The following is a 24897-nucleotide window of genomic DNA, read 5'->3' as shown; positions in this document are numbered from 1 at the left end:
ATGTCACAAGGTTCCAATTTTGTAGATTATGTTAAAATATGCTGTCGCTCTGGAAAAGGAGGGGCTGGCTCTGCACACTTGCACCGGGATATACGGACTTCTACTGGTGGACCTGATGGTGGTGATGGCGGTCGTGGTGGTCACATCATACTAAGGGGAAATACTCAGTTCTGGACATTGCTTCACTTAAAATATCGTAAACATATTATAGCTCAGGATGGTGCACCAGGTTCTAGTGGTACATCAACAGGGAAACAGGGTAAGGATGAAATTCTTGATGTTCCTCTTGGTACTATAGCTAAAGATGCTGAAACCGGAGAAGTTCTTTTTGAGATTACTCAGGAGGGTGAAACCAAAATTCTTACTTCTGGAGGAAGAGGCGGTTTAGGTAACTGGCATTTTAAAACACCTACTTTGCAAACTCCCCGTTTTGCACAGCCAGGAGAATCAGGTAAAGAAGAGTGGATGGTACTTGAACTTAAGGTTCTTGCAGATGTTGGTCTGGTTGGATTTCCTAATGCGGGTAAATCGACTTTGTTGTCTGTAGTATCAGCTGCTAAGCCAGAGATTGCAGATTATCCTTTTACAACGATTGTACCTAATTTAGGTATTGTTTCTTACAGGGATAGCAAATCTTTTGTAATGGCAGATATTCCTGGAATTATAGAGGGTGCTTCTAAAGGTAAAGGTTTAGGTTATAGGTTTTTAAGGCATATAGAGCGTAATTCTGTATTGCTGTTTATGGTGCCTGCCGATACACAAAGAACTATAACTGAAGAGTATGAAATACTTAAGGCAGAACTTAAGGATTATAACTCTGAGCTTATGCAAAAGCCACATTTACTGGCTATTACCAAATCAGATATGCTTGATGAGGAATTGGTAGAAGAAATGAAGAAGGAACTTCCTAAAAATATTCCCTCTATATTTATTTCATCTGTAGCACAAAAAGGATTAGTTGAATTAAAAGATATGATTTGGGCAGCTATTAATAGCTAAGCATTCTTTCTATTTATAAATGAATGCCCTTTCATTGTTCTATAAGCAATTAACACACTAATTAGCATCAATACAGCTCCGGCTAAAAATGGAGCTCCTGCAAATTTAACTGTCGCACCGGGCCTTGTAAACCATGCAAATAAGTTTGTCATGAATATGGGGCCTATAATTGCGGTTACACTCATTAAGCTTGTTAATGCACCCTGCAATTCTCCTTGTTCGTTTTGAGGTACATTGCCAGACATAATTGCTTGTAAAGCAGGACCGGCAATACCACCAAGGCAATAAGGAACCAGGAAAGCGAACATCATCCAGCTTTCTGAAGCGAAGGCAAACAGGAAAAGACCTATTGCATAAAGCAGAAACCCCACATAAATGCTCTTTTCATTTCCCAATTTTGGATTAATGAAACGGATTAAGCCACCTTGCACAGCAGCTACAAGAACACCTACTACAGTTAATGATATTCCTATCATTGAAGTACTCCAGTTAAACTTCTCGATATTGATAAATGTCCATGTGCTTTGCACGGAATGACTAGCTATATAAAGGAAAACAAGCGCTATAATTAAGCCACCAAGACCTTTGTATTTTCTAAGCTGCATCAAAGAGCCAAGTGGGTTAGCTCTTCTCCATTCAAATGCACGTCTATGTTCTTTATCTAGTGATTCCGGTAGTACGAAATAGCCATAAATCACATTAACAAAAGTTAATATTGCTGCAGCTACAAAAGGTACACGTGGACCAATTTCTCCAAGTAAACCTCCAAGAGCAGGGCCAATAATAAAGCCTACTCCAAAGGCTGCTCCAATCATTCCGAAATTTTGTGCGCGGTTTTCTTTTGTACTAATATCTGCAATATATGCAGTAGCAGTAGTCATACTTGCACCAAAAACACCGGCTATTATGCGGCCTACAAAGAGCCACCATATCGTCGGAGCTAATGCAAGGAAAATATAATCTATTCCGAATCCCAATAAGGATAAAAGTAGAACTGGTCGCCGACCGTATTTGTCGCTTAGGTTTCCGATGATGGGAGCGCAAACAAATTGCATAATAGCATATGCAAAGGTTAACCAGCCACTCCATTGAGATGCCTGACTAATATTGCCGCCAATTAGCTGTTCAATTAACTGAGGAAATACGGGGATGATAAGGCCAATGCCAATAACATCAAGTAGTAAGGTGATAAAAATGAAACTTAACGCAGCCTTTCGGGATGTTGCCATAAATAGTAGAAGTGTTTTACACCCCGCAAGGTATAACATTTGCTTGGGAAAATTATTCTTTCTCCAGATATTCCTTTAATAAAGTGCCTATAATCATGTTCCATCCTTCAGTGAAATTGTCTTTGGCAAATGCCGAATCCCTATCTGCAGGAAAGCTTTCCAAGCCCTCATGCGTAAGCTTTAGTCTCGTTTTTTCTCCTTCTTCTGATAATTCGAAGGTTACATATGACATGCCAGGTTGCTTGTCGTAATGCCAACTGTAAATAAGTTTATGGTTGGGCACTACTTCAGTTACCTTACAAATATGGAGGTATTTTTTCTCTTCACTTCCACCATAAAACTTAAACTCGAAACCAACTTCCGGTTCAAATTCCTCAATGTCAAAATACCATTGTTTCATCTTTTGGTTGTCAGTTAATGCTTGCCAAACACTATCTATTGAAGCATTAAGTGTTCTCTCAATTACAATTGGTTCCGTTTTCATAGAATTTATTTGTTTATTGAATAGTTAACAGATATGAAACCTTTAAGTTCTAAATTTAAGCGAAACCTTTTGATTACCTGGAATAAAACGAATATTAGAGCTGACTTGTTAATTGAGGAACTTGTAACTTCCAAAGATTTGCATAGGCAGAATTTTTGTCAAATAACAATTCATTATGAGTTCCTTCTTCAACCACAAGTCCTTTGTCTAATACAATGATCTTATCAGCATTGTTTAGTGTGCTTAGGCGATGGGCTATAACGATCACAGTTTTATTTTGTGCCTTTAATAGTTCAATCATTCTTTGCACGTGCTGCTCAGATGCTGAGTCCAATGAGGAAGTAGCTTCATCAAGGATAAGAATCTCTGGATTACAATATATTGCTCTGGCTATTGCTATACGCTGCCTTTGCCCGCCTGATAGGGTAGTGCCATTTTCTCCAAGGTATGTTTGGAATCCTGAAGGCAGTGTTTCTATAAAGTCTATAATTCCAAGTTGAGTAGATATATCAATGATCCTTTGCATATCCGGTTCATAATCACCAACTGCAATATTGTCAATTACGTTTCCGGCGAAGAGATCAATTTTCTGCGGCACTACAGAAACAACATTTCTAAGCGAGGAGTTGCGGATATATTTTAAGTCGTATTTGCCAATGCTAACATTCCCTTTTTGGATAGGGTAGATGTTTTGCAGTATAGACATTAGGGTTGATTTACCCGAACCACTTTCTCCAACTATGGCCGTAAATTTTCCCTTAGGTATGGTTAAGTTTAGGTTTTCAAAAACTGTAACCCTGGTTCCATAACGGAAAGAAACATTTTCAAAATGAATGTCACCTATTTTATCAGGTGTAAGGTCGATCTGATTCTCATCATTTTCTCGCTCCAGGTCCATGATTTCAAATAGCCTGTCAGCAGCAATAACAGCATCCTGAACGGTTCTGTTCATGCCAATCAAAGAAGATACCGGTCCGGTGAAATAGCCTATGAGGGTATAAAATGATAGCAGTTCACCTGGGGTAATTTTACTTTCCAATACATAGCCAGCACCTACCCATAGTAGGATGATAGTAAGTAATCGCGACACCAATTCAGAAGAGGTTCCTGAAAAAACGGAGTTTATGTTAGATTTAAAGCCTGTTTGCAATAAATTTATAAAGCGTGTTTCAGTTTTTTCATTAGCATGCCCCTCTAAACCGAATCGCTTTATTGTCCCTATAGCATTTAAGCTTTCAACTAATTGTGATTCCAATTCTGCTGAATCCTCCATTAGCTTTCTCTGAGCCTTTTTATTCAGTTTATTGGTAATGTAGTAGATCAGAAGGTATAAAGGGATTACTGTCAGCATGATTAAGGCCAGCTTCCAGTAATAGGTAAACATCATTATAAATGAGAAAAACACAATAAAGATGTTTACTAAGAAGTTTATGCTCACATCATTAAGGAAAGCTCTTATTTTTACGGCATCATTAATCCTTGAAATGATCTCACCGACACGCATGGTGTCAAAAAACTGTTGAGGTAGTTTTAATAAGTGTTTGTAATACCCCAGTATCAGTTGAGCATCTATCATTTGCCCTGTTTTGAGGGTGAAGATAGTTTTAGCTGTGCCTATAAAGAGTTGAAGCGCCAGAATGACAATCATTCCTATACTCATTAAATTGAGTAAATTCCTATTCCCATCTACAAGAACAAAATCGACTAGCTTTTGTACAAATACAGAAGTAGATAATCCAAGTATGGTATAAACAATAGCGCCAAATAATGCCTGTAAAAGAATGCTTTTGTGAGGTCGTATCAGATTCCAGAAGCGACCTTGTACGGATACTTTTTCGTTGCCTGCCTGAAATTCTTCAGCAGGGAGAAGCAATACTAAAGCACCTGTCCATTCTTTTTTGAACAGCTCGTGGCTTTTGCGATGCATCTGCCCATCAATAGGATCCATCACCTCAACATATTTACTGGTGACTTTATAAATCACCACATAGTGTTGTAGGATGTTTTCAACAATAAGATGTGCAACGGCCGGTTTTGGAATTTTAAAGAGACTATCAAACGGACCTTTAACCCCTTTAGCCTCAAAGCCCAATTTTTCGGCAGCCTCTACCATTCCAAGTACGTTTGTTCCCTTTTTGTCTGTACCTGCAAGTTGCCTGATACGTGCAAGAGGCAAATCTAATTTATAGTGGGATGCTATAGAGGCAAGGCATGCTGCTCCACAGTCAGTTATATCATGTTGTTTTACTTTGATGCTCATAGCCTTCTCATATCGCTCCGCTAACATTTGGATTTACCCAATCATCTACCTTATCGTATAATAATTGATATAAACTCCTTTCGGTTACAGTAAAGCGGGCAGTAAAATTCATACCCTTTTTTAAATATCCTTTGTAACCATTTTTTAAAACTAAATAATTCCTGTCCAGACTACATTTTACCTTAAACACGGGCTGGCTATTGTTAATTATGATGATATCATCAGAAATGTCCAGCACTTTTCCTTCGGCTAAGCCCCATTGATTATAGTTAAATGCATCTATTTGGAAACGAACCTGCTGTCCTTTTTTTATTAAACCAATATCAGCAGGTTTGATATAGCAAAAGGCCGTTATGTTCGTGTCGGGAGATATTTCTCCTATTTTTTGATTGGCAAAAACATAAGCGCCTTTTTGAAGGCCGACTAAATTTTGTAATGAGCCTGCTATTGGTGCTCTTAATATGTATTGCTTTTTTTGTTCGTTTATTTCTACCTGCTGACCAGAAAGCTCACGCAATTCATTACGCAATTGATTTGCCTCTGTTTGCCATTGGGTTTTATATTTTGTACTAACCATTAAAAATGCAGATTCTGCCTGTTCAAGTTCAAATTTGTACTTGTCGTATTCAGACTCTGTAAGCACTTTATTCTGGTATAGCTTATTGTATCGATTGAAGGTGCTCTCGGCTTGCTTTTTTGCTATTCTTGCATTTTCAAGCTCTTGAGCAAATTGCTGCCAGGAAGCATTGTATTGACCTGTCTGCAGACTTGGATAACTGTATCCGTTTCGGTTAATGTAAATCAACAGCATACTTATGTCTTTCAGGAACTGTCCGATTTGTCCCTGACGGTTCTGTACCAAAGCACCTTGCTGTTTGGGGAGTGCTCCATCAATAATTAGGAGTGTATCGCCTTGTTTAAGTTTCTTATTATCTGTAAGCTTAAGCAGGGTAAGTCTGCCGTTTACAGGTATTGTTAGTTCAGTTTTTTCAATTGAAGATTGTAATAGACCAGAGCTTTTTACACTGATTGGAGTTTTAATAAATGGGAGAGCGGCAAAGGTTCCAAGGATTGCAAATACTGCAATTAGGTATATTAGCTTAGTTGACTTATTGATTTGTGATCGATAAACAAGAGAGGTACTTGAAATTGTTTCTGCGGAATAGGTAGACAGGGGCATATAGGGGGATATTAGAGTAACCACCACTCTGGATTTCAGAATGGCGGTTACAGATATTTTTTCTTACAGGCTCCAAACCAGTTTCAAAACATTTGTTAATGTTTTGCTTAAGAAAGAAGAAGTATCAGCAGCTACAGAGTTTACAGTACCTACAACAGAAGTCAAAAGACTATCTAAGATACCACCTAGTAAACCACCACCTTCAACTTTTGTCATTTCAGCTGTGTTCATTTCTTGAACACCAAGATTGTTTAATTCTAACTTGTTCATAATAGGGGTTGTTATTATTAAATTCCTTACTCATTAAAGGCTTTTCAGGATACGCCTATGTTGGCCAACACTGAAACGAAAGTAGTAATAAAAGTGAAAAAACAATGTTGAGCTAGGGTCTTCCAAAAGACAGTATATGTTAACTTACATAGTTAAAATGTGGGTTTTTGGCTTTAAAACCATTTGTATAATAGAGAAATCAATGGTGTGCCCAAATTTGTTCAATTTGTTCATTTAGTGCAGTCTGCAGCAGTCGAAAATTCTATATGCTTTCTGTCCTGATTTTAAGGTATTCATTCCTATACTGAAGAGGAGTTTTTCCTGTTACCTCTTTAAATTGCTTATTAAAATTAGAAAGAGTTGTGTAGCCTGCATCATAACTCACACTATTGATACTGATTTTATTTTCATTCAGAAGTTTGCGTGCATAATCAATTCTTAGCTCTTTTAAGAAATCTGAAAAGGACTTATTAACCCTCGATTTGAAATATCTGCTAAATGAAGTAGGTGTCATGTTTATCAGATCGGCTATAACCTCCAGGCTTATCTTATGTTTAAAGTTCTTCATAATGTAATGATAGATCTTATTCATCCTGTCAGACTCCGTTTTGTTATTTATCGGGATATAATTAACATGAGTAATGGGATGACATTCTGTAGACTCAGCTAGAGTGTTTAAGATTTGAAGTAATATAATTATCCTAATTGCGCCTTTTGCATGAAGTAATTCCTGCATCATTTTACTGACAACCTTATTGGTTTTACCATGAATTTCCAAACCTCTTCCTGCATTTTCAAATAGTAAGCGGATGTTCTCCAATTCCTCCTTTGTATTGATGATATCCCCCAGGAAGTTTTGGGGAAAGTAGATCACTATACCTAATGTTTTGGATAACTTTTTAATATCCGCCGGGTCGTTCCTCCATAGGTGTGGTAGGTTTGGCCCTGTAAATACGAGGTCGCCGGGATTAAAAGGTTTAATGTTATCTCCAATAAAGCGTGTTCCCCAACCTTTTAGTACCAAAAATAATTGATATTCAGGATGTAAGTGTAAGTTGGGATCGAAATTTAATTCCTCCAGTCGCTTTACAACCAGTACTTTGGAGTATGGGATAGCTGATTTTTGAACAATACTTTTCATCTAATGTGAAAGTATGTAAAAATAAGTCAATGACAAAATAGACTTAGAATCTGATAAAATTTAGATAGAATAATGATATAATAATTGGCTTATTTGTATTTCCAAATATAAGAATGGCCAAAATGAAAAAGATTATTTTTCTAATCGTACTAAGTAGTATCCTGTTTCAATATTGTTCCAATAAAACAAGGGTAGTGGGTGGAAACACAGAAAAGCAGTATCCTCGGAGAGCTGAAGTTTTATTTTTGGGGAATGAAAGCACCCATCACAATTCATCAAAACTTGCACCAATGCTAATCAGTCCTCTTTTTGAGTTGGGCATTAACGTTACTTATACAGCAGATACAAGTTTATTAAACTCAGAAACACTTAATAAGTACGATGGTGTAATTATTTATGGCAACTATGATACCATTACACCAGATAAGGAAAAAGCGCTTAAAGATTTTGTAGAAGGTGGAAAAGCATTGATACCTATCCATTCTGCATCATTCTGCTTTCAAAATTCTGATTGGTACATTAAGGCTGTCGGTGGACAGTTTAGTACGCATAAAACGGGGGTGTTCTCTGCGGTAACTGTAAACAAAAATCATCCGGTTATGAAGGGAGTTAGCCCTTTTTCATCATGGGACGAAACTTATGTTCATACGAAGTTAAATCCAGATATGACCGTTTTGCAGGAACGTGTGGAGGGCGACTTACATGAGCCGTATACCTGGGTTCGTAAACAAGGTAAGGGTAGGGTATTTTATACTGCAAGTGGTCACAATGACAGTACCTGGAAACAGCCTGATTTTATAAAACTTATCGGAAACGGGGTACTATGGGCATTGGGAGATAAGGTTCAAAAACAAATCTTAGACTATAAAATTCCGGTAGGTGTATATTCAGATGCTAACATACCTAATTACGAAAATCGTAACCCTGCACCAAGGTTTCAGCATGCTTTTACAGCTGCAGAATCTCAAAAGCGCATTCAGGTTCCGGTAGATTTTGATATACAGTTATTTGCTTCAGAACCTGATATTATCAATCCTATTTCAATGGCATGGGATGAAAAGGGTAGGTTGTGGGTAATAGAGACTATTGACTATCCAAATACAATAAGAAATAAAGATGGTAAAGGTGATGATAGAATAAAAATCTGTGAGGATACCGATGGAGATGGCAAGGCCGATAAGTTTACAATTTTTGCCGATGGCTTGAACATCCCTACAAGTATCATGTTTTCAAATGGGGGTGTCATAGTTGCTCAGGCTCCTAATTTTATTTTCTTAAAGGATACCAATGGTGATGATAAAGCTGATGTTCGTGAGAATCTTATTACTGGTTGGGGTAAAAGCGATACTCACGCAGGGCCATCTAATTTAAAATATGGCTTTGATAATAAGATCTGGGGAGTTGTAGGCTATGCCGGTTTTGAGGGTAAAATTGGCGATCAGAATTTAAAGTTTGGTCAGGGTGTTTACAGTTTCAGTCCTGATGGTAAGAACTTCGATTTTAAAGGCAGAACAAGTAATAACACGTGGGGATTAGCCTTTACAGAAGATAACGACGTATTTATTTCTACAGCCAATAATACACATACAGCATTTTTCTCGATGCCTGAAAAGTATATGCATAAAGTATTGCCGGGTTCTAATGTTCAGTCAGTTCAAAAGATTGATGGGCATTATGAGATGCATGTGGTGTTTCCAAATTTAAGGCAGGTGGATGTGCATGGTGGTTTCACTGCTGCGGCAGGGCATAATTTTTATACAGCCAGAAATTTCCCTAAAAGCTATTGGAATAGAACAGCTTTTGTTTGTGAGCCTACTGGTCGTGTAATCCACAGTGCAATACTTGAAAAAGAAGGTGCCGGATTTATTGAAAAAGATGGCTGGAACTTTTTAGCAAGTTCTGATGAATGGGTAGGCCCGGTGCATGCCGAAGTTGGACCTGATGGCGCAGTATGGGTGGCAGACTGGTACGATTTCATCATTCAGCATAACCCTACACCTCGTGGATTTGAGAATGGTGAAGGTAATGCTTATATAAACCCACTGCGTGATCGTGTGCGCGGTCGTGTTTATAGAATTAAATATAAAAACGCAAAACCTTACACTCCTATTAAGCTGTCTAAAGACAATCCTGAAGGATTATTGTCAGCTTTGGAAAATGATAATTTATTCTGGAGGATGACAGCTCAGCGCTTACTGGTAGAATCTAAAAACTTGTCAGTTTTGCCTGGTCTTTACAAAATCATTAACAGCCAAAAGGTTGACGAAATAGGCTTAAATGGACCTGCTGTAAATGCAATCTGGACTTTACAAGGATTAGGTACTTTAGATGGATCTAATGCTGAAGCTTTAAAAATAGTGCAGTCGGCATTAAATCATCTGGCGGCTGGTGTAAGAAAAGCAGTAATTCAAGCGCTTCCAAAAGACAATGCAATGATTGGGCTAATCCAAAAAGCCAATTTACTTAAGGATAAAGATTTGCGTGTAAGATTAGCTGCTATACTTGCCATATCAGATATGCCGGCTTCCGTTCACCTTGGCCACCTTTTATATGAAGCGGCTGCAGATCCAGTAAATACAAAGGATAAGTATGTTGCTCAGGCATTGTACACAGCAGCATTACTGCATCATGAAGGATTTTTAGCAATGTCTAAAACTGCTTCAAGTCAGTCGCCATATATTCAGACAATCGTTAAAGAAATTCTTCCGAATGTAAAAACTAAAGAAGTTGTCGCGTCTGAAAAGGAGCATCATTCTGCAAATCCTGCTAATGAAGTGGTGATCAATATTAAGGTTGTTGAGCACGTGATGAAGTTTAATAAAACCTCATTCACTGTAAAAGCAGGACAAACAGTAACTATCAACCTGGAAAATCCTGATTTTATGCAGCACAATATGGTAATCGCTAAACCTGGTACACTTAAAAAAGTTGGTGCAGCAGCTGATGAAATGGCGAAAGATCCTAATGGTGCAGAGAAAAATTATGTGCCTGCTATCCCTGAAATTTTGTTTTCAACCAAGTTGTTGAATCCGGAAGACAAAGTTGTTTTGCAGTTTACAGCACCTGATAAACCAGGAGACTATCCTTTTGTGTGTACTTTCCCTGGGCATTGGAGTATCATGAATGGTATAATGAAAGTAACCAAATAATTAGAGCAAGGGTATATTATGAGTTTAAATATTAAGTTGGGTGTTAGTACGTGGTTATGGACATCGCCCTTTAAAACAGATACCATTTCATTGTTTTCAAAGATTAAAAGTATGGGGTATGATTTGGTAGAAATACCGGTTGAAGACCCTGATTTAATTGATGTAAAAAGTGTTAAAGAAGCGCTTAAAGAACTTGATCTGGAAGCAGCCATTTGTGGGGCATTTGGACCTACAAGAGATTTAACACATGATGATGTGAACTATCATAATACCAGTTTTGATTATATAGAATCATGCCTGGAAATAGCGTATGAACTTGGAGCAGGTTTTTTTGCAGGCCCAATGTATTCTGCTGTAGGTAAAGCACGTTTGGTTTCGCCTGAACAGAAAAAAATAGAGTGGGACAGAGCTGTTGCCAATCTTTATAAGGTTGGTGAAATGGCAGATGAAAGGGGTCTTCAATTGGCTATAGAGCCTTTAAATCGTTTCGAGTCTGATCTGATCAATACTGCAGAAGATGTTGTTCAGTTGATCAATGATATTGGCCATCCTGCAGCGAAAATATTGTTGGATGGTTTTCATATGAATATTGAGGAACCTGATATAGAAAGAGCAATCTTATTGGCAGGAGATAATCTTCTTCACGTACAGGTTTCGGAAAATTACAGAGGTACTCCGGGTACGGGTCAAACCAGATGGGATACTTTTAAAAGGGGTTTAGAGGCTATCAACTATCAGGGAGCAGTTTCTATTGAAAGTTTCACTCCTGAAATAAAAGAATTGGCCGGAGCGGTTTGCATCTGGCGTCCCCTTGCTTCAAGTCAGGATAATTTTGCTGACGAAGGAATTAGTTTTTTAAGAAATTGGAGTAAATAACAAACCAAGAAAACACACTATCGTAATAATAAGATGAATCAGAAAAAAGTAAACATTGCTATTGTAGGACTTGGATTCGGTGCAGAATTCATTCCAATTTATCAAAAACATCCGTATGCAAATATGTACGCTATATGCCAGCGTAATCCTGAAAAATTAAAAGAAATAGGAGATGCATTTGGAATAGAGAAAAGATATGCCAGCTATGAGGAATTGCTTAAAGATCCTAATGTAGACGCGATTCACATCAATACGCCAATACAAAATCATGCAGAACAATCTATTGCAGCCTTAAGAGCCGGTAAACATGTGGCGTGTACAGTGCCTATGGCTACTACGGTTGAGGAATGCCGCCAGATTGTTGAGGCTGTTAAAGAAACCGGATTAACCTATATGATGATGGAAACTGTTATCTACAGTCGCGAATTTCTTTTTGTAAAGGAGCTTTACGAAAAAGGTGAACTGGGTAAAATCCAATTCCTAAGAGCGTCTCATCAGCAGGAGATGGCAGGTTGGCCTGGGTATTGGGAAGGTTTGCCACCTATGCATTATGCAACACATTGTGTAGGGCCAGTATTGGCATTACCAAAGGCACAGGCAGCTTACGTTTCATGTTTTGGTTCAGGTAAAATTGATGATAATCTTATTGAGAAATATGGTTCTCCGTTTGCTATTGAAACTTGTCATATCAAATATCGTGATTCGGATTTGTCTGCAGAAGTTACACGATCGCTGTTTAATACTGCAAGACAATACCGTGAAAGTTTTGATGTGTATGGGTCTAAAAAATCTTTTGAATGGACATTGGTTGAACATGAAGATAGCGTAATTCATACCGGTGAATCTCCTGAAAAAGTGAAGATTCCTGATTATGCACATCTTCTGCCTAAAGAAATTCAGCATTTTACAACTGCGGGTGTATATGATTCTGAAGATAATCAACACCTTTCATTTATTCAGGGCTCTGGTCATGGTGGTTCACATCCACATCTTGTAAATGAGTTTTTAAATGCATTGATTGAAAACAGAGCTCCATACCCTGATGCACAGGAATCTGCGAACATTACCTGTGTAGGTATTTTGGCACATGAATCTGCAATGAAGGGGGGAGAAATAATTCCTTTGCCAGATTTCACGTTTAAATCATAAAAATTAGTTTATTTGCATTATCAAATGAACCGAACTCAATTAATTTTAATGTATTAAATATGAAAAAGAGCTTTGTCTTTTTAATTTGTTCTGTTTTTGCTGTATGCTCAAGTAGCTACGCACAAACTAAGAAAACCGGTAAAGTGGGGGCTAAACCGGCATCTGGTGTTTCATCACCTGCAGATATTGCACAGGGAAAAGCATTGATTGCAAAATCAGATTGCTTTGCATGTCACAAACCAACTGAAAAACTTGTAGGACCAGCGTATTCAGATATTGCAAAGAAATATCCTGCAACACCGGCTAACGTTACTCTGCTAGCTAAAAAAGTAATTAAAGGTGGAAGTGGAGTATGGGGTGAAATACCTATGGCACCACACCCTTCTGTTACTCAGGGAGACGCTGAGAAAATTGTAAAGTATATACTTGCTACCAAGTAATTTCTAAACTAAAAAGAGGGTGTATTTTACACCCTCTTTTTAGTTTAGAGCTTTTTCTAATTAGCTCTTTTTCTAATTAACTTCTACTAGTTTAAGCCATTCGGTAATTATTGCTTTTAGTGAATCCTGTTTAGCTTTTACATCATCAAGATCTTTAAACCTTACTAATTTTCTGCCATCAGGAAAGTTGCCTTCAAGTAAGCCGGTGGTATCATTAACTTTCGCACCGGTAGGAAAAACCAATAATATATTGCCTTTATGTAGGTTTACTACCACAATATCTCTTTTATATTCTTTAGGGTCAAAGGGTTTCATCGGGCCTGTATAATAGAAGCAGGGCGAGTTCCATTTTATTTGTTCTCCAATTTCTTTGTCTGTACTTAAAATGATCTGCCGTATATACTGCGTTGTGGCTGCGATAGGTTGCTCTAATCTTTTGATGTGTGCACTTACCTTATTTGAATTTGTGGCGGTTTTAGAGATAGTCATATTTTGAGATGGTTGATTTTTTGATTAGTACTTAGCGTGATATTTTCTGCAATAGTAAATTTATGCTACAAAAGCAGATTTTATGTGGTGTATAAACGACATTTTGAGTGGTTATTTATGACAAATAAAGAACGTATGAGAAAACTTGTATGGAGCTTAAATATAGGTAATTATATTAAATATTCTGTTTGCGTATCTTAGATTTTACGGCAAGTATACCGTATAAGTAAGGTGTGAATTTTACCCGGTGATTTTCTTTGCTGCTGATTTAGCCAGAGATAAGTGATTCCAAGAAGTATGACATATAAAGTCGAATTGAAAACAGTGTGATGATCAATGTTGAAGGCATGATAGGATTTGTAATAAATAGATATTAATACCAATCTTAACGTGTTTAATAATTGTATAGTAACTAATCCAATACTTAGAAATATTAGTCTGGAACTTAGTGTTTTTGGATATGCAATTACAAACGCTGCAAAGCAACTCATAATTCCATATCCCAGACAGGAGTATATTAGTCGAAATCCCGAATGATTTTCGATACTTAAACCGGCGTTGTTAACGTGAACGATATATCCCAGACTCTTCAAAGTTTGGGCAGAAGTAGAAATACAGAATTGTCGCCAAAGCTTAATGTAGTTTAAATGCTGATCTAAAAAGGGGAAGTAAATTCCTCCTTTAGTAGTTGCTCCAATGTAGAGAATATTAAAGCTATAAAACAAGAAAAAAAGGCCTAAGAAATTAAAGAGAAAGCGATAAGAGGTATTAGTTTTTCCAGGTGCTGATAATTCTTCGATTTTTATGTCAACAATTAGCCTGAACCAAAATCCCTGGAGAAAATGGTAGATGACCCCATTTTTGCCGTCTAAAATTCCTAAACGAAAAACCAGGCGATAGATAAGATATATTAGCGGTCTGAAGTAAGGAGGCATTTGCCACCATATTCTTTTAAAGAATGCAGTCCGATGATTTGGTGAACCAAATAGATTAGCTTTAATTGATGATTTTAAGTCTTTGTTTTTTCGCAGTACTTCTTCTTTTGCAAGCAGATCGCTATATCTGTTGTGTTTTTCTACCCAAAAACAAATGTTATTGTCTTTGAGGTTTTCTTCTATGAGGTGACCGCTTTTCCAAATTATTGTTTTTCCAGGTACCTGAAAACGATGGTCCATCTTTTCGGTCAAATCTGAATACCCAATGTTATATCTGAACATTTTTAGTAAATATTTGGGGTAAAATCCACCATGTTTTATCCAGCTTCCTTTGAAATAACTTTTACGATTAAAGTATATGCCATTCGTATTTAAATAATTGTTGTTTTTAAACTTTTCAAGAAGCCTGTAAAGTTCTGGAGCTACAATTTGATCTGCATCGAGGCCTATAACCCAAGGTGTTTTAATGGCAAAAGATTTTAAAGCGATATCCCATTGCATTGGGTGGTTTTCAAATGGATGAACAATTACCTCAATATTATGATCAGCACATATTTTGAGCGTGCTGTCTGTGCTACCTGAATCTAAAACATAGGTTGAAGCATTTAACGAATTAATAGAGTTGAGTAACCTTGGGAGATGCATCTCTTCATTGAAGGTTAAAATAATAAAGGAGAAATGTGGATTACTCACAATAAATTCTGATAAAGCTGTAAATATTGATTTAGAATTTGTTCTTCTGAAAAGTGGGCTTTTATTAATGAGGGTGCTGATTTGCTAATCCTTAATCTTTTTTTTACATCCAGAAATGCCTCATGTAATGTACTTGTTATCGCGGCTTGATTCATTTCTGAAACCCATCCAAGATCATTCGCTTTTATATAATCTGATAATCCCACTTTCATGGAAATTGCAACCGGTGTCCCGCTAAGAAGACTTTCTGTAACAACGTTTGCGAAATTCTCATTGTAAGAAAAGAGTACAAGCAGGTTGTGATTGCTCAAGACTTTATGCTTTTCTTCATTGGTTATGTATCCTGCCCAAATGAGTGAGGCGGATATCTTTAGTGATTGAGAAAGTGCTTTCAGTTTTTCAATATACGTGGGTTCTCCCATTCCCGCAATTGTTAGCTGCCAAGGGAAGGCGCATTTGGCTAAAGATTCGAACAATAGTTCCAATCCTTTTTTTTCTTCAATTCTTGAAAGAAAAATCAATTTAAAAGGTAAAGCTATTGAGGGGATGAAAGGTTTAAATGAATAGGCTGGTGGTGTGGTAATGAAATTTGGAATCACATTAATGCTTTTGGGACTCGAAATTTTAAGTACATCCTGTTTTTCCTGATCGCTTGTTGCGTGGACATGGCAGGTAGTGATTAAAAACTTTCCAATAATGTGGTGAATTAGTAATTTGTAAATAGCGTTTCTGTTATTGAACGTGTATGAAGTAAGCATTCCTCTAGGGGATAAAATGACGGGCGTGTTGGTTATTTTAGCTGTAATACAGGAGAGAATGGCAACAAGATTCCACCAGGAATGAATGTGTATAATCATTTTGGTTTTGCTATTACAGAGTCGTTTATATAGATCCCACAATAAGTGCGGAGAAAAATGTGTGTGGTCTTTTGTAATGCGATTGAAATACTGCACACGTACTCCGTCAACAATTACAGGGCTGTGAGAGGAAACCGGTAATTCTGTTTTGCCGTTAGCGGTTGTTGTCATAACCTCGACCATACATCTTTTAGATAATACTTCACATAGTTTAGCTATAGATATAGTTGGACCTCCATAAATGAAAGATGGTTTGTATGACGGGCTAATATGTATAATCCTCATCTGTTATTGGGTTAAGTAGTTTTGTTATTCTCATTGTCCAGAATATAATTAGCATAAGGACATAGCCATAAAGTATGTTGTTGAGTAAAAACTCGAAGGTATTACCTCGCCATAATTGTTGAAATATGCTATTAAACATGATGATACAGCCCAATTGATATCCTCCAAAAAGTTTTTCTGCCGTATTGCAAAGCCATTGAGTAGTTAGTCCATAAGTAAGCATAACGATAAATACACCAAAGGCACCTCCACTGAGGTATCCATCTACCACCGGCCTAGTTTTAGCAGATACATTTGATAACCTATTTGCAACATTTAGTACGTATACTCTTTCCATCGCAACTTTTTCTGTATCTGGTTTTTCTTCCCAAAAAGCTCTTGGAATTAATGCTAAAAGAGAATTGGTTAAAATTTCTAATCCATAGTAAGGATGTTGATTTGGAACTTGTTTTACATATTGGGTAAACATCCCTATTTCACTTAAGCGATTGGTTAAGAATTCTTTGTTAGTGGTGTTGATCAGGTCTTCTTTGTTTTCATCAAAAAAAGTCTGATATGCTTCTTGTCTGGCTAATTCTTTAGGTTTTCCTGATAGCCAGGATTGTGCTCTGATGACAGATGTAAATGTTGGTAAGGCATACATTAAAAGATAAATGCATGGTATTGCCAAGGTTAATATGGTTTTCTTGTAATAAGGAAAAGCTAAAAACCCAAGTAGCAAAACGTTGATGATAATGCTCTCTTTATAGCCGGTGAGGGTAGAGTTTAAGATGTTTAATCCGAAAGAAATACCTCCAAAAATAAGAGGTATTGGTAAGCAGTTTATCATGCCTTTTATCAATAGGTAGGCACTGGATGTAATAGAAATAAATAGAAGCGAATGTTTGAACTGAATTAGTGCAGGTGCATAGTTTAATATAGAACTGATAACATAACAAATGATGCAGAGTTTATAGAGTAATCCTTCTGAACTAATAAGTTTATATTTTATTATAGGAAGTGGTTTAGTGAGCAGAATCATTCCTGTGACAATAGCTGCATGAGCCAAAAGTGCAAGCCGTTGACATTTAGCAATATTTGATAGTGATTCGGAATCAAAGTGATCTGTAAAGTAAAATATAGAGGTACAGCACATAAACCCGGCAAAAATTAATTGTATCAAAATAATGGGTCGCATGATCTGATATTGCAATGGCAAATCATGACTCAGGTACCTGAAAGGGGAGAAGAGTGTTAAGTAAAATATTAAAGATGAACCTACCCAGGCAATAGAATAAGATAATGCAGGATAGAATCCTGTAATTTCTGCTAATATCAAAGGCATGTAAATGAGAATTAAAAGGCTAATTGGCGATCGCATTCAGTATGTTTTTTACCTGGTTTTCAAAATTCCATGAAGAAATAATCTCTTCAGAGTGTTTTCCTTTTAAGCGTAACTGTTCCCGATTGGAAACAAGTTCCAATAGTTTGCTTTTTAAGTCCTCTAGATTACCGCTTTGAAATATATTGCCATTAAGCTCTCGCACTAAATCTATTGCTGATCCGGTTTTGTCAGAAACTAATATGGCTTTTCCGGCGGCCATTGCTTCATTTACAGCCAATCCCCAGGAATCGTTATTTGAGGGTAAACAGAATAAATCGCATGCCTGATACACTGTCGGCATTATACTTTGGTTTTGAAATGGCATAAAATGTATGTTTCTGTAACCGACAGCTATCGATCTTAATTTTGTTTCTAACACTCCACTCCCCACATAAAGTAAATGGACATTTAAAAGATTGAGCGCTGTAAACGCGTTCAGTAGCAATTCAGGATTTTTGATTGACTCGAATTTACCGGCAAATAGTATCAATATCTTCTGCTCTTGAATATGCAGTTGGAGCCTGATGTCAGATGCCGATTTTCTTGAAAAGCGCTCATTGTCCACCGCATGAGGAGCGAATATTAGCTGCTCTTCTTTTAGTCCATACTTTCTGAAATAGGCTTTGTTATTTGCGCCCACATAGAAAGCTTTATCTATCCGACTGTAAACGTATTTGAGCGCAATCCTTTTTAATAAATCTTTAAAAATAGATTGCTTGTTCAATAATGTAGAATCACCTCGAAAGAGTATTGGCATTTTTCCTTTAAAATGTTGTAATATCTTAAGATGACTAAAGTAGGCCCATCCGTAGACAAGTATATAATTAGGGGCGAAACTTGAAATGTGTTTTGTTGCATCTGGGTTCTTGATGCCCATAAAATGATGTGAACCTTGTTCTTTTGCAGTATTAAGTAAGAATTCAAACAGGTAGCCGTCAAATAAAGGAATGTCCCAATTGAGTGCCTGGTTAAAACCCTTGTCAAAATGTTTGTCTTTACCTGCAGTATAAAAAACCTTCAGTTCAATTTTTTGAGCCAGAAGCTTAAAGACCGGAACGTAATATTGGATCGGATGTGTACAGATAATTGCCAGTTTCATCAGTGTAATATTTGGCCATTTGTTAATAGTATTTTCTTGCTAAACAGGTGTTCTGTGTCGTTGGAGTTGTGACTCACCATGAGTATAGTCTTTCCTTCTTCTTTGCTGATTTGTTGCATCTTACCGATACATTTTTGTTGGAAGGTTTTGTCGCCAACCGCCAATACTTCATCCATTATCACTATCTCTGATTCGAGATGTGCAGCCACTGAAAATGCAAGGCGCATATACATGCCTGAAGAGTATCTTTTTACAGGCGTTTGTATGTGTTTTTCGATTTCTGCAAAACCAACAATCTCATTGAATTTTCCTCTGACTTCCGATCTTCGCATACCAAGCATGGCTCCATTTAGAAATATATTCTCTGCCCCTGTTAATTCAGGATGAAAGCCAGTGCCTATCTCTAATAGACTTGCAATACGGCCTTTACCCGTAATTTTTCCATTGGTCGGTGCAGTAATTCTGCTTAAAATTTTTAGTAAAGTACTCTTGCCCGCGCCGTTACTTCCAATAATGGCAACCCTTTCTCCCTTTTCAATTTCAAAATGAATATCCTTTAAAGCCCAAAATAAACCAGAGTCTGGTATTCTACATCCTGTTTCATTTATACGAGAATGAGGATTGCTTTTTCCGCTAATTCTAGCACGCCAACTTTCAAAATCTCGGCTAATACTTCGGCTACCTATCTGTCCAAGTTGGTAAACTTTAGAAATATTCTCTACGCGGATTACAATGTTGCCCATAGTCATGTTATTAAATGGTGTCTATAAAAGTTTTCTCCACTTTGTTAAAGGCAACTAAGCCCAGAAAGAGTATAGATACTGTCGTTGTCACTGAGTACACTAGGCTGCCTATTGTGAAATCTCCTTTGCCCAAAAAACTGTAGCGGAAAAGTTCTATCACGGTTGTCATGGGATTCATTTGAATTAACCATTTTAAGTTTTCAGGAGCTGCGGATAGAGGGTAAATCACTGTTGTAGTGTACATCAATAATTGTAAGCCAAAGCCAATCAGGAAATAGAGATCCTTATATTTTACAGTTAAAGCAGAGATGATGATGCCTAATCCGAGGCCAAGAGCTGCCATTAAGGCAACCATTAATGGAAAGATGAAAATGGTGGAGGTGATATGAAATTGAGCACCTTGAGAATGGTAAACAATAATGCAAATCAGGAATACCAATAACTGAATGGCAAATCTTGAAAGCATAGAGATGGATATGCTTATTGGTACAATAATTCTGGGGAAATAGACCTTGCCAAATATTTGAGTATTGTCTTTAAAGACCGCAGAGGTTTTGTTTAAACATTCTGAAAAGTAATTCCAGTTGATAATACCGGCAAGATAAAATAGTGGCTGTGGCAATCCATCCGTAGAAACCTTAACTAGTTTACCGAAAACAAAAGTGAATACCGCGGTAGTGAGCAATGGTTGTATGAAAAACCATATTGGTCCTAAAATAGTTTGTTTATAAAGTGCTACTATATCCCGCTTAACCAATTGAAAGAGCAGGTGTTTATAATTCAAAATTTCTTTTAATCGTAAATTAAATAGATCATGTTGAGATTCAATTGTCCATTCTTTATTTCTCATCGTTCTTTACGTGTTTTGATTAAAAGATACTGCGTTCTTTGAAGATATTTTTGATGGCTAAAGTTTGCGAGGCATTTCTTTTGAATGCTCAGTGCTATTTGATGATTGTGCTGCTGGTTCAAACTGTTAATAATCGCTTCTTTAATTTCTTCGGGTTTATCGGGATTTACCATTCTACCCAATTCTCCGTTTAGCATTGCATCGGTGCTGCCATCAATATTTCCCGAAATGATTTTGCAGCCACAAGCTGCGGCTTCTATAAATACCAATCCAAATCCTTCCTTTTTGCTAGGCAAAATAAATGTTTCGGCCAGGAGGTAATGCGAGACCAACTCTTCTTCTGGAATGAAATCAATTAGTGAAATGTTTTGCTTAAGGTTTTCTTTTTCTATGAGCTGTTCTAAACGATTTTTTTCTTCAACATCTGATTTTCCACAAAGAAGATAATGGAGATTTGGAAATTCATCAATCAGTTGTGGGAGCAGTTCAATAATCCTATAGTATCCTTTTTCTGTTTCGTATTTTGAGAGTCTGGTGATGCTGAGTAAAATGGGTTGATTTTTATGTAATCCGTATCTTTCAAGTAAGTACTGTGGTTGTTTAAATTGATCAGGAATAGAGAAAAATGGATCAAGCGCGTTATTTAACACTTCAATATTTGACCTACTAATTTGATGCTCGTGTTCTAGTATTTGAGCGGTAAAATTACTCACTGTCCAAACCTTAACATGATTCTGAATAAACCATTGTTTCCATCGAGGCATTTCTCGCCAAACCTCAACTCCGTGTGCAAGCATAATAACCTGTGCTTTTCTTGCGATTACTTTAATAAATAGAGCAACACTGATCAGATTAACGTGACTAACAATGATGGTTTTATATCTAAATCCACTCAAAATAGCACTAGTGAGAAAACATATTTTGGAGCCATTAAAACCTTTAAACTGTTTAGTGTATACATATTTTGCATCATTATCTTTATCATATAGCGAAAGCATTTTGAAAGAATATACATTTCCAGGAGTTGATTTTGCGATGATACTTAGCGTATATGCCAATGTTCTGCATACTTTTTGAATGCCTCCTGTTTTGCTAAAAGTATCGAGCGTGAGGAATAGCATTACAGTTCAAAATAATCTTTATGGTGAGCGTAATTTGCCTGGCTTGAATAGTAGTAATCCTTATGATAACTATTTCTCTTGCCCATTGTGAAGCTTCTATGGAAGTTATTATCCTCAAAATCGTTTAGAATGATGGCTATGTCAGTTAAATTAAATTCCCTTTGAAGCCTTTCTGGTGTTTCAGCGAATTCATATTTTGAAACCCCGCATCGAAGGATAAACAAATTAATATCCGCCATTTTTATGAGAGGCTTACTGTCAGTTACCAAACCGATTGGTGCAGAATCCAATAAGATAAAATCATAACGGTCTTTTAAATCATTTATTAAAGCCTGCATTTTTGAGGAGTGGAGCAATTCTGATGGATTAGGAGGAACTGGTCCTGAAGAAATAAAATCAAGATTTTCTATTGAGGTTTTAACCAGAATATCTGCTAGAGCAGCTTGTCCGGATAAGTATTTACTCAATCCATTTTGGTTACTTGTGTTTAGCGAATGATGTAGCTTTGATTTTCTCAGATCGGCCGCCACCAGTAATACTTTTTTGTTAATTAGTGTCAACGAATAGGCAAGATTCAGAGAAACAAATGATTTGCCTTCACCTGATATTTCAGATGTTATACAGATGGTTTTACTGTTTTTTTCTGAAGCCAAAAAACTAAGGTTACTTCGTACCGATCGTACTGATTCTGAGAATGCAGATCTGAACTCTTTAATGTTTTGAATTTGTTTATTCGATTCATAAGAGGACTGTTTGTGTCGGTTGATTATTCCTATTATTGGGATCGTAGTAAGTTCTTCAATTGATTCTTTATTGTAGATATATGGATTGAGTACTCTCACCATAACTATTAATGCCGTTCCTAAAAAGAGACTGGCAAGGGTAAAAATAGTATAGGTGTTTTTAGGTATCGGAAGTATTGGCCTAATCGGATATTCAGCTTTATCAATAATAAATGAACCCGGGATTACCGCTGCTTTTGATATTTGGGCTTCCAGTTTTTTCTCTTCCAGATAGGAGTGGATCTTTTGGTTGATCTCAAATTTAGATTGTAACGTGATAAAGTCCCTTTCGGTTTTAGGAATCTTAGCCCGAACCAGAAAAATACTATCAATTTGCTTGCTTAAAAAAGAACGAGTTTTAGTATTACTCTTTATTTGTGTCGAGATGTTATTGAGAATTGCCTCCTTAAGATCAGCCAATTGATTGTTAATTCGTATGACTACTTCAGAACTTGGAGTGTAGGTGTTTAGTGCTGTCTTTTTGCTGATGAGCAGGTCGTTGTATTTAGAAATGAAACCATTTAAGTGCGGGTCTGTAATGCCCTGTAAGCTATAATTTAGCTTCTCAATATGCTCAGTGTTAGTTAAATCCTTTTCTAGAAATTTCACGATAACATTTTGAATTTCAAGTGTATGCTTTTCCGTTTCAAGTTCTGTTAACCGATTGGACAAGAGGGTAGCATTTGAAGAAATAGACAAGACGCCATTGCTTTCCCGATATTTCTGTAATACCTTTGCCGATGCCGTAACAGTATCAGACATGGTATTTAGTAATGTGTTGATGAAATTAGCTGTTTGCGATACAGAAATAGAACGTTGCATTTTATCAAACTCCAAGTACTCCTGTAAAATTGCATTGAGAAGATCTGTAGCGAAATATGGATTATGATCAGTAAAACGTAAATTCAGAATGTTGATGTTCTGACCATCATCTAGTATCAATGAGTTGCTAATTCTTTCAAGCAAATCTGCCACATTGTTTATTCTTATTAGATATTCTTGTTTGGGTAAAATAAGCTTATTAGCCCTTAATATTTTAAAGGTTAAATAAGGCAAGCTAACCGTCTGGCCGTATTTATATTTTTCGCAAATCCGTTTGTCATTCAATTCATAGCATAGTTGATAATCTGAATTACTTAAAGCCTTAAAATCAAATTCGTCGGGAGAATCTTTAGAAGTCTTATTAGCTAATATTTTTATGGCTAGCGGCTTTAGAGGGTAAATGCTCAATTCTCCAAAACTTCTTTTTACATAGAATGATACTTCACAGTCTAAAGAATTTATGGCTTTAAGTAAAACATTTCTCGATCGGATTACCAGTTTTTCAGATTCAACCTTATTTGTTTTGTCATACAGATTTCTAACATTCATCAGCTCAGAAATCTCTGATTTCTTTTCTTCAAACTTTAGTGAAGCAGTTGTTGCATATAATGGCGGAACGATCAGCAAGTAGAGGTAGCCAGAAATTAAACCAAAAGCCAAAGCGCATAGCAGCCAATGCCATTTACTTAAAATGACGTTTAATAACTTAATATAATTAACCTCTTTTCGAATTTTAAAAGGTCTGGAAAACTCATTCTGCATACCTGTTTTTAAATTATTTTAAGTAGAATCAATATACTGCGATAGAGTCTAGTGTTTTGTTAAATAATCCATATGTTTTTATTGTAAGTCATTAATTTGATATTAATAGTTAATTGTTGTTATTAATGTAGAATTAAATTATTCTTGTAGGCAAGTGTAATACTTTTTTATGAGAGTTAGTTTAGTTACTGTTGTTTTTAATTGTTCAGATTATATCGAAGGGTGCATGAGGTCTGTTATCAGTCAGGATTATGATGATATAGAGTACATCATTATTGATGGAGGCTCTACTGATGGCACTGTTCCGCTCATTCAGAAATATCGCGATAGAATTGATTATTTCATTACAGAGAAAGATGTTGGTATGTACGATGCCTTAAATAAAGGGCTAGCAGTTGCTACAGGAGATTTGGTTGGGGCATTAAATGCTGATGATTTGTTTGCCGCAAATGATGTTGTTTCTTCTGTTGTCAACTGTTTTAAGCAAAATAATTGCGATATGGTTTATGGGAATTTAAATTTTATATCGAGAGCTAATCTTAAGAAAGTAACGAGGAAGTGGAAGTCAAATTCTTATCAATTTCAAAATATTGGCAGGGGGTGGATGCCAGCTCATCCCACTATGTACATAAAAAGAAATCTGATTATTGAGGAGGGAGGATATTCTTTGAATTTTGGTTCATGTGCAGATTATGAATTGATTTTAAGAATATTGAAAAGGAATGGTTCCAATGTCGTTTTCCTTGATAAATTGATGGTTCTTATGAGAAACGGAGGGATGAGCAATGGCTCAATAGGTAAGGCGTATAAAACCCTAATTAACGATTATCGTGCCTTGGTTTATAATAAAATACCAAACCCCTTACTCGTAACATTTTTAAAAAAGTTAAGGAAGCTAAATCAGTTTTTTGTGAACTAA

21 protein-coding genes are annotated in these 24897 nt (G+C 36.6%); 6 read left to right on the top strand and 15 right to left on the bottom strand.

Going from position 1 to position 24897, the window contains the following annotated elements; genetic code table 11:
• Positions 1–999 (top strand): GTPase ObgE, encoded by a 999-nt coding sequence (obgE, locus tag J1905_RS03250; RefSeq protein ID WP_214225798.1) that lies wholly within the window; start codon positions 1–3, stop codon positions 997–999.
• Here the strand turns inward: obgE and J1905_RS03245 are convergent.
• From J1905_RS03245 to J1905_RS03220, 6 genes are all read right to left on the bottom strand, one after another.
• Entirely contained in the window at positions 996–2228 is a 1233-nt protein-coding gene (locus J1905_RS03245; RefSeq protein WP_214225797.1) for a TCR/Tet family MFS transporter, read from the bottom strand. The genes obgE and J1905_RS03245 overlap by 4 nt on opposite strands.
• 52 nt (positions 2229–2280) lie before the next feature.
• Complete coding sequence (locus J1905_RS03240; protein ID WP_214225796.1) at positions 2281–2712, bottom strand: SRPBCC family protein; 432 nt, start codon at positions 2710–2712, stop codon at positions 2281–2283.
• Between the two features lie 94 nt (positions 2713–2806).
• Positions 2807–4972, bottom strand: coding sequence for a peptidase domain-containing ABC transporter (locus J1905_RS03235; protein WP_214225795.1), 2166 nt, complete (start codon positions 4970–4972; stop codon positions 2807–2809).
• Between the two features lie 7 nt (positions 4973–4979).
• Positions 4980–6152, bottom strand: coding sequence for an HlyD family secretion protein (locus J1905_RS03230; RefSeq protein WP_173092952.1), 1173 nt, complete (start codon positions 6150–6152; stop codon positions 4980–4982).
• 63 nt (positions 6153–6215) lie between these two features.
• Positions 6216–6422, bottom strand: a complete 207-nt coding sequence (locus J1905_RS03225) for a hypothetical protein (RefSeq protein WP_173092954.1) — start codon at positions 6420–6422, stop codon at positions 6216–6218.
• Positions 6423–6684: 262 nt separating this feature from the next.
• On the bottom strand, positions 6685–7563 hold the full coding sequence (locus tag J1905_RS03220) for an AraC family transcriptional regulator (RefSeq protein WP_214225794.1): 879 nt from the start codon (positions 7561–7563) through the stop codon (positions 6685–6687).
• 122 nt (positions 7564–7685) lie between these two features.
• Here J1905_RS03220 and J1905_RS03215 point away from each other — a divergent pair, with 122 nt between their 5' ends.
• Genes J1905_RS03215 through J1905_RS03200 form a run of 4 tightly spaced genes read left to right on the top strand, consistent with a single transcriptional unit; the run spans position 7686 to position 13177 of the window.
• Positions 7686–10712, top strand: coding sequence for a PVC-type heme-binding CxxCH protein (locus tag J1905_RS03215; RefSeq protein WP_214225793.1), 3027 nt, complete (start codon positions 7686–7688; stop codon positions 10710–10712).
• Positions 10713–10730: 18 nt separating this feature from the next.
• Complete coding sequence (locus J1905_RS03210; RefSeq protein ID WP_214225792.1) at positions 10731–11588, top strand: sugar phosphate isomerase/epimerase family protein; 858 nt, start codon at positions 10731–10733, stop codon at positions 11586–11588.
• A 33-nt stretch (positions 11589–11621) separates the two neighbouring features.
• Positions 11622–12737 carry a Gfo/Idh/MocA family protein gene (locus J1905_RS03205; RefSeq protein ID WP_214225791.1) on the top strand — a complete coding sequence of 372 codons (1116 nt, stop codon included), beginning with the start codon at positions 11622–11624 and terminating at the stop codon, positions 12735–12737.
• A gap of 59 nt (positions 12738–12796) precedes the next feature.
• Positions 12797–13177 carry a c-type cytochrome gene (locus J1905_RS03200; protein WP_214225790.1) on the top strand — a complete coding sequence of 127 codons (381 nt, stop codon included), beginning with the start codon at positions 12797–12799 and terminating at the stop codon, positions 13175–13177.
• A 72-nt stretch (positions 13178–13249) separates the two neighbouring features.
• Here J1905_RS03200 and J1905_RS03195 read toward each other — a convergent pair whose 3' ends face one another.
• From J1905_RS03195 to J1905_RS03155, 9 genes are all read right to left on the bottom strand, one after another.
• Entirely contained in the window at positions 13250–13666 is a 417-nt protein-coding gene (locus J1905_RS03195; protein ID WP_214225789.1) for a DUF1801 domain-containing protein, read from the bottom strand.
• 197 nt (positions 13667–13863) lie between these two features.
• Positions 13864–15294, bottom strand: a complete 1431-nt coding sequence (gene xrtY, locus J1905_RS23785; protein ID WP_214225788.1) for an exosortase Y — start codon at positions 15292–15294, stop codon at positions 13864–13866.
• A complete protein-coding gene (locus tag J1905_RS03185; protein ID WP_214225787.1) occupies positions 15291–16436 on the bottom strand; it encodes an XrtY-associated glycosyltransferase XYAG1 in 1146 nt (381 codons plus the stop codon). The genes xrtY and J1905_RS03185 overlap by 4 nt, the downstream gene beginning before the upstream one ends.
• A complete protein-coding gene (locus J1905_RS03180) occupies positions 16417–17796 on the bottom strand; it encodes an exosortase Y-associated Wzy-like protein (RefSeq protein WP_502928689.1) in 1380 nt (459 codons plus the stop codon). The genes J1905_RS03185 and J1905_RS03180 overlap by 20 nt, the downstream gene beginning before the upstream one ends.
• Positions 17780–18898 carry a glycosyltransferase family 4 protein gene (locus tag J1905_RS03175; RefSeq protein WP_214225785.1) on the bottom strand — a complete coding sequence of 373 codons (1119 nt, stop codon included), beginning with the start codon at positions 18896–18898 and terminating at the stop codon, positions 17780–17782. Before J1905_RS03175 ends, J1905_RS03180 begins: the two co-directional genes overlap by 17 nt.
• Positions 18898–19641, bottom strand: coding sequence for an ABC transporter ATP-binding protein (locus tag J1905_RS03170; protein ID WP_214225784.1), 744 nt, complete (start codon positions 19639–19641; stop codon positions 18898–18900). The genes J1905_RS03175 and J1905_RS03170 overlap by 1 nt, the downstream gene beginning before the upstream one ends.
• 10 nt (positions 19642–19651) lie before the next feature.
• Positions 19652–20491, bottom strand: a complete 840-nt coding sequence (locus J1905_RS03165; protein WP_214225781.1) for an ABC transporter permease — start codon at positions 20489–20491, stop codon at positions 19652–19654.
• Positions 20488–21612, bottom strand: a complete 1125-nt coding sequence (locus J1905_RS03160; protein WP_214225779.1) for a glycosyltransferase family 4 protein — start codon at positions 21610–21612, stop codon at positions 20488–20490. The genes J1905_RS03165 and J1905_RS03160 overlap by 4 nt, the downstream gene beginning before the upstream one ends.
• Complete coding sequence (locus J1905_RS03155) at positions 21612–23978, bottom strand: GumC family protein (protein WP_214225777.1); 2367 nt, start codon at positions 23976–23978, stop codon at positions 21612–21614. Before J1905_RS03155 ends, J1905_RS03160 begins: the two co-directional genes overlap by 1 nt.
• Positions 23979–24147: 169 nt before the next feature.
• On the opposite strand from J1905_RS03155, the gene J1905_RS03150 reads away from it, so the two are divergent.
• Entirely contained in the window at positions 24148–24897 is a 750-nt protein-coding gene (locus tag J1905_RS03150; RefSeq protein WP_214225775.1) for a glycosyltransferase family 2 protein, read from the top strand.

This window comes from Pedobacter sp. B4-66, from assembly GCF_018492665.1.
Taxonomy (GTDB): domain Bacteria; phylum Bacteroidota; class Bacteroidia; order Sphingobacteriales; family Sphingobacteriaceae; genus Pedobacter.
This window is presented reverse-complemented; position numbering and strand designations above follow the sequence as displayed.

Excerpts from the sequence above, each read along its gene's own strand:
- J1905_RS03150 (WP_214225775.1), top strand. The coding sequence starts at position 24,148 with ATGAGAGTTAGTTTAGTTACTGTTGTTTTTAATTGTTCAGATTATATC.
- J1905_RS03240 (WP_214225796.1), bottom strand. The coding sequence starts at position 2,712 with ATGAAAACGGAACCAATTGTAATTGAGAGAACACTTAATGCTTCAATA.
- J1905_RS03245 (WP_214225797.1), bottom strand. The coding sequence starts at position 2,228 with ATGGCAACATCCCGAAAGGCTGCGTTAAGTTTCATTTTTATCACCTTA.
- J1905_RS03220 (WP_214225794.1), bottom strand. The coding sequence starts at position 7,563 with ATGAAAAGTATTGTTCAAAAATCAGCTATCCCATACTCCAAAGTACTG.
- J1905_RS03155 (WP_214225777.1), bottom strand. The coding sequence starts at position 23,978 with ATGCAGAATGAGTTTTCCAGACCTTTTAAAATTCGAAAAGAGGTTAAT.
- J1905_RS03230 (WP_173092952.1), bottom strand. The coding sequence starts at position 6,152 with ATGCCCCTGTCTACCTATTCCGCAGAAACAATTTCAAGTACCTCTCTT.
- J1905_RS03170 (WP_214225784.1), bottom strand. The coding sequence starts at position 19,641 with ATGGGCAACATTGTAATCCGCGTAGAGAATATTTCTAAAGTTTACCAA.
- J1905_RS03200 (WP_214225790.1), top strand. The coding sequence starts at position 12,797 with ATGAAAAAGAGCTTTGTCTTTTTAATTTGTTCTGTTTTTGCTGTATGC.
- J1905_RS03215 (WP_214225793.1), top strand. The coding sequence starts at position 7,686 with ATGAAAAAGATTATTTTTCTAATCGTACTAAGTAGTATCCTGTTTCAA.
- J1905_RS03160 (WP_214225779.1), bottom strand. The coding sequence starts at position 21,612 with ATGCTATTCCTCACGCTCGATACTTTTAGCAAAACAGGAGGCATTCAA.
- J1905_RS03175 (WP_214225785.1), bottom strand. The coding sequence starts at position 18,898 with ATGAAACTGGCAATTATCTGTACACATCCGATCCAATATTACGTTCCG.
- J1905_RS03205 (WP_214225791.1), top strand. The coding sequence starts at position 11,622 with ATGAATCAGAAAAAAGTAAACATTGCTATTGTAGGACTTGGATTCGGT.
- J1905_RS03195 (WP_214225789.1), bottom strand. The coding sequence starts at position 13,666 with ATGACTATCTCTAAAACCGCCACAAATTCAAATAAGGTAAGTGCACAC.
- J1905_RS03165 (WP_214225781.1), bottom strand. The coding sequence starts at position 20,491 with ATGAGAAATAAAGAATGGACAATTGAATCTCAACATGATCTATTTAAT.
- J1905_RS03185 (WP_214225787.1), bottom strand. The coding sequence starts at position 16,436 with ATGAGGATTATACATATTAGCCCGTCATACAAACCATCTTTCATTTAT.
- obgE (WP_214225798.1), top strand. The coding sequence starts at position 1 with ATGTCACAAGGTTCCAATTTTGTAGATTATGTTAAAATATGCTGTCGC.
- J1905_RS03225 (WP_173092954.1), bottom strand. The coding sequence starts at position 6,422 with ATGAACAAGTTAGAATTAAACAATCTTGGTGTTCAAGAAATGAACACA.
- J1905_RS03235 (WP_214225795.1), bottom strand. The coding sequence starts at position 4,972 with ATGAGCATCAAAGTAAAACAACATGATATAACTGACTGTGGAGCAGCA.
- J1905_RS03180 (WP_502928689.1), bottom strand. The coding sequence starts at position 17,796 with ATGCGATCGCCAATTAGCCTTTTAATTCTCATTTACATGCCTTTGATA.
- J1905_RS03210 (WP_214225792.1), top strand. The coding sequence starts at position 10,731 with ATGAGTTTAAATATTAAGTTGGGTGTTAGTACGTGGTTATGGACATCG.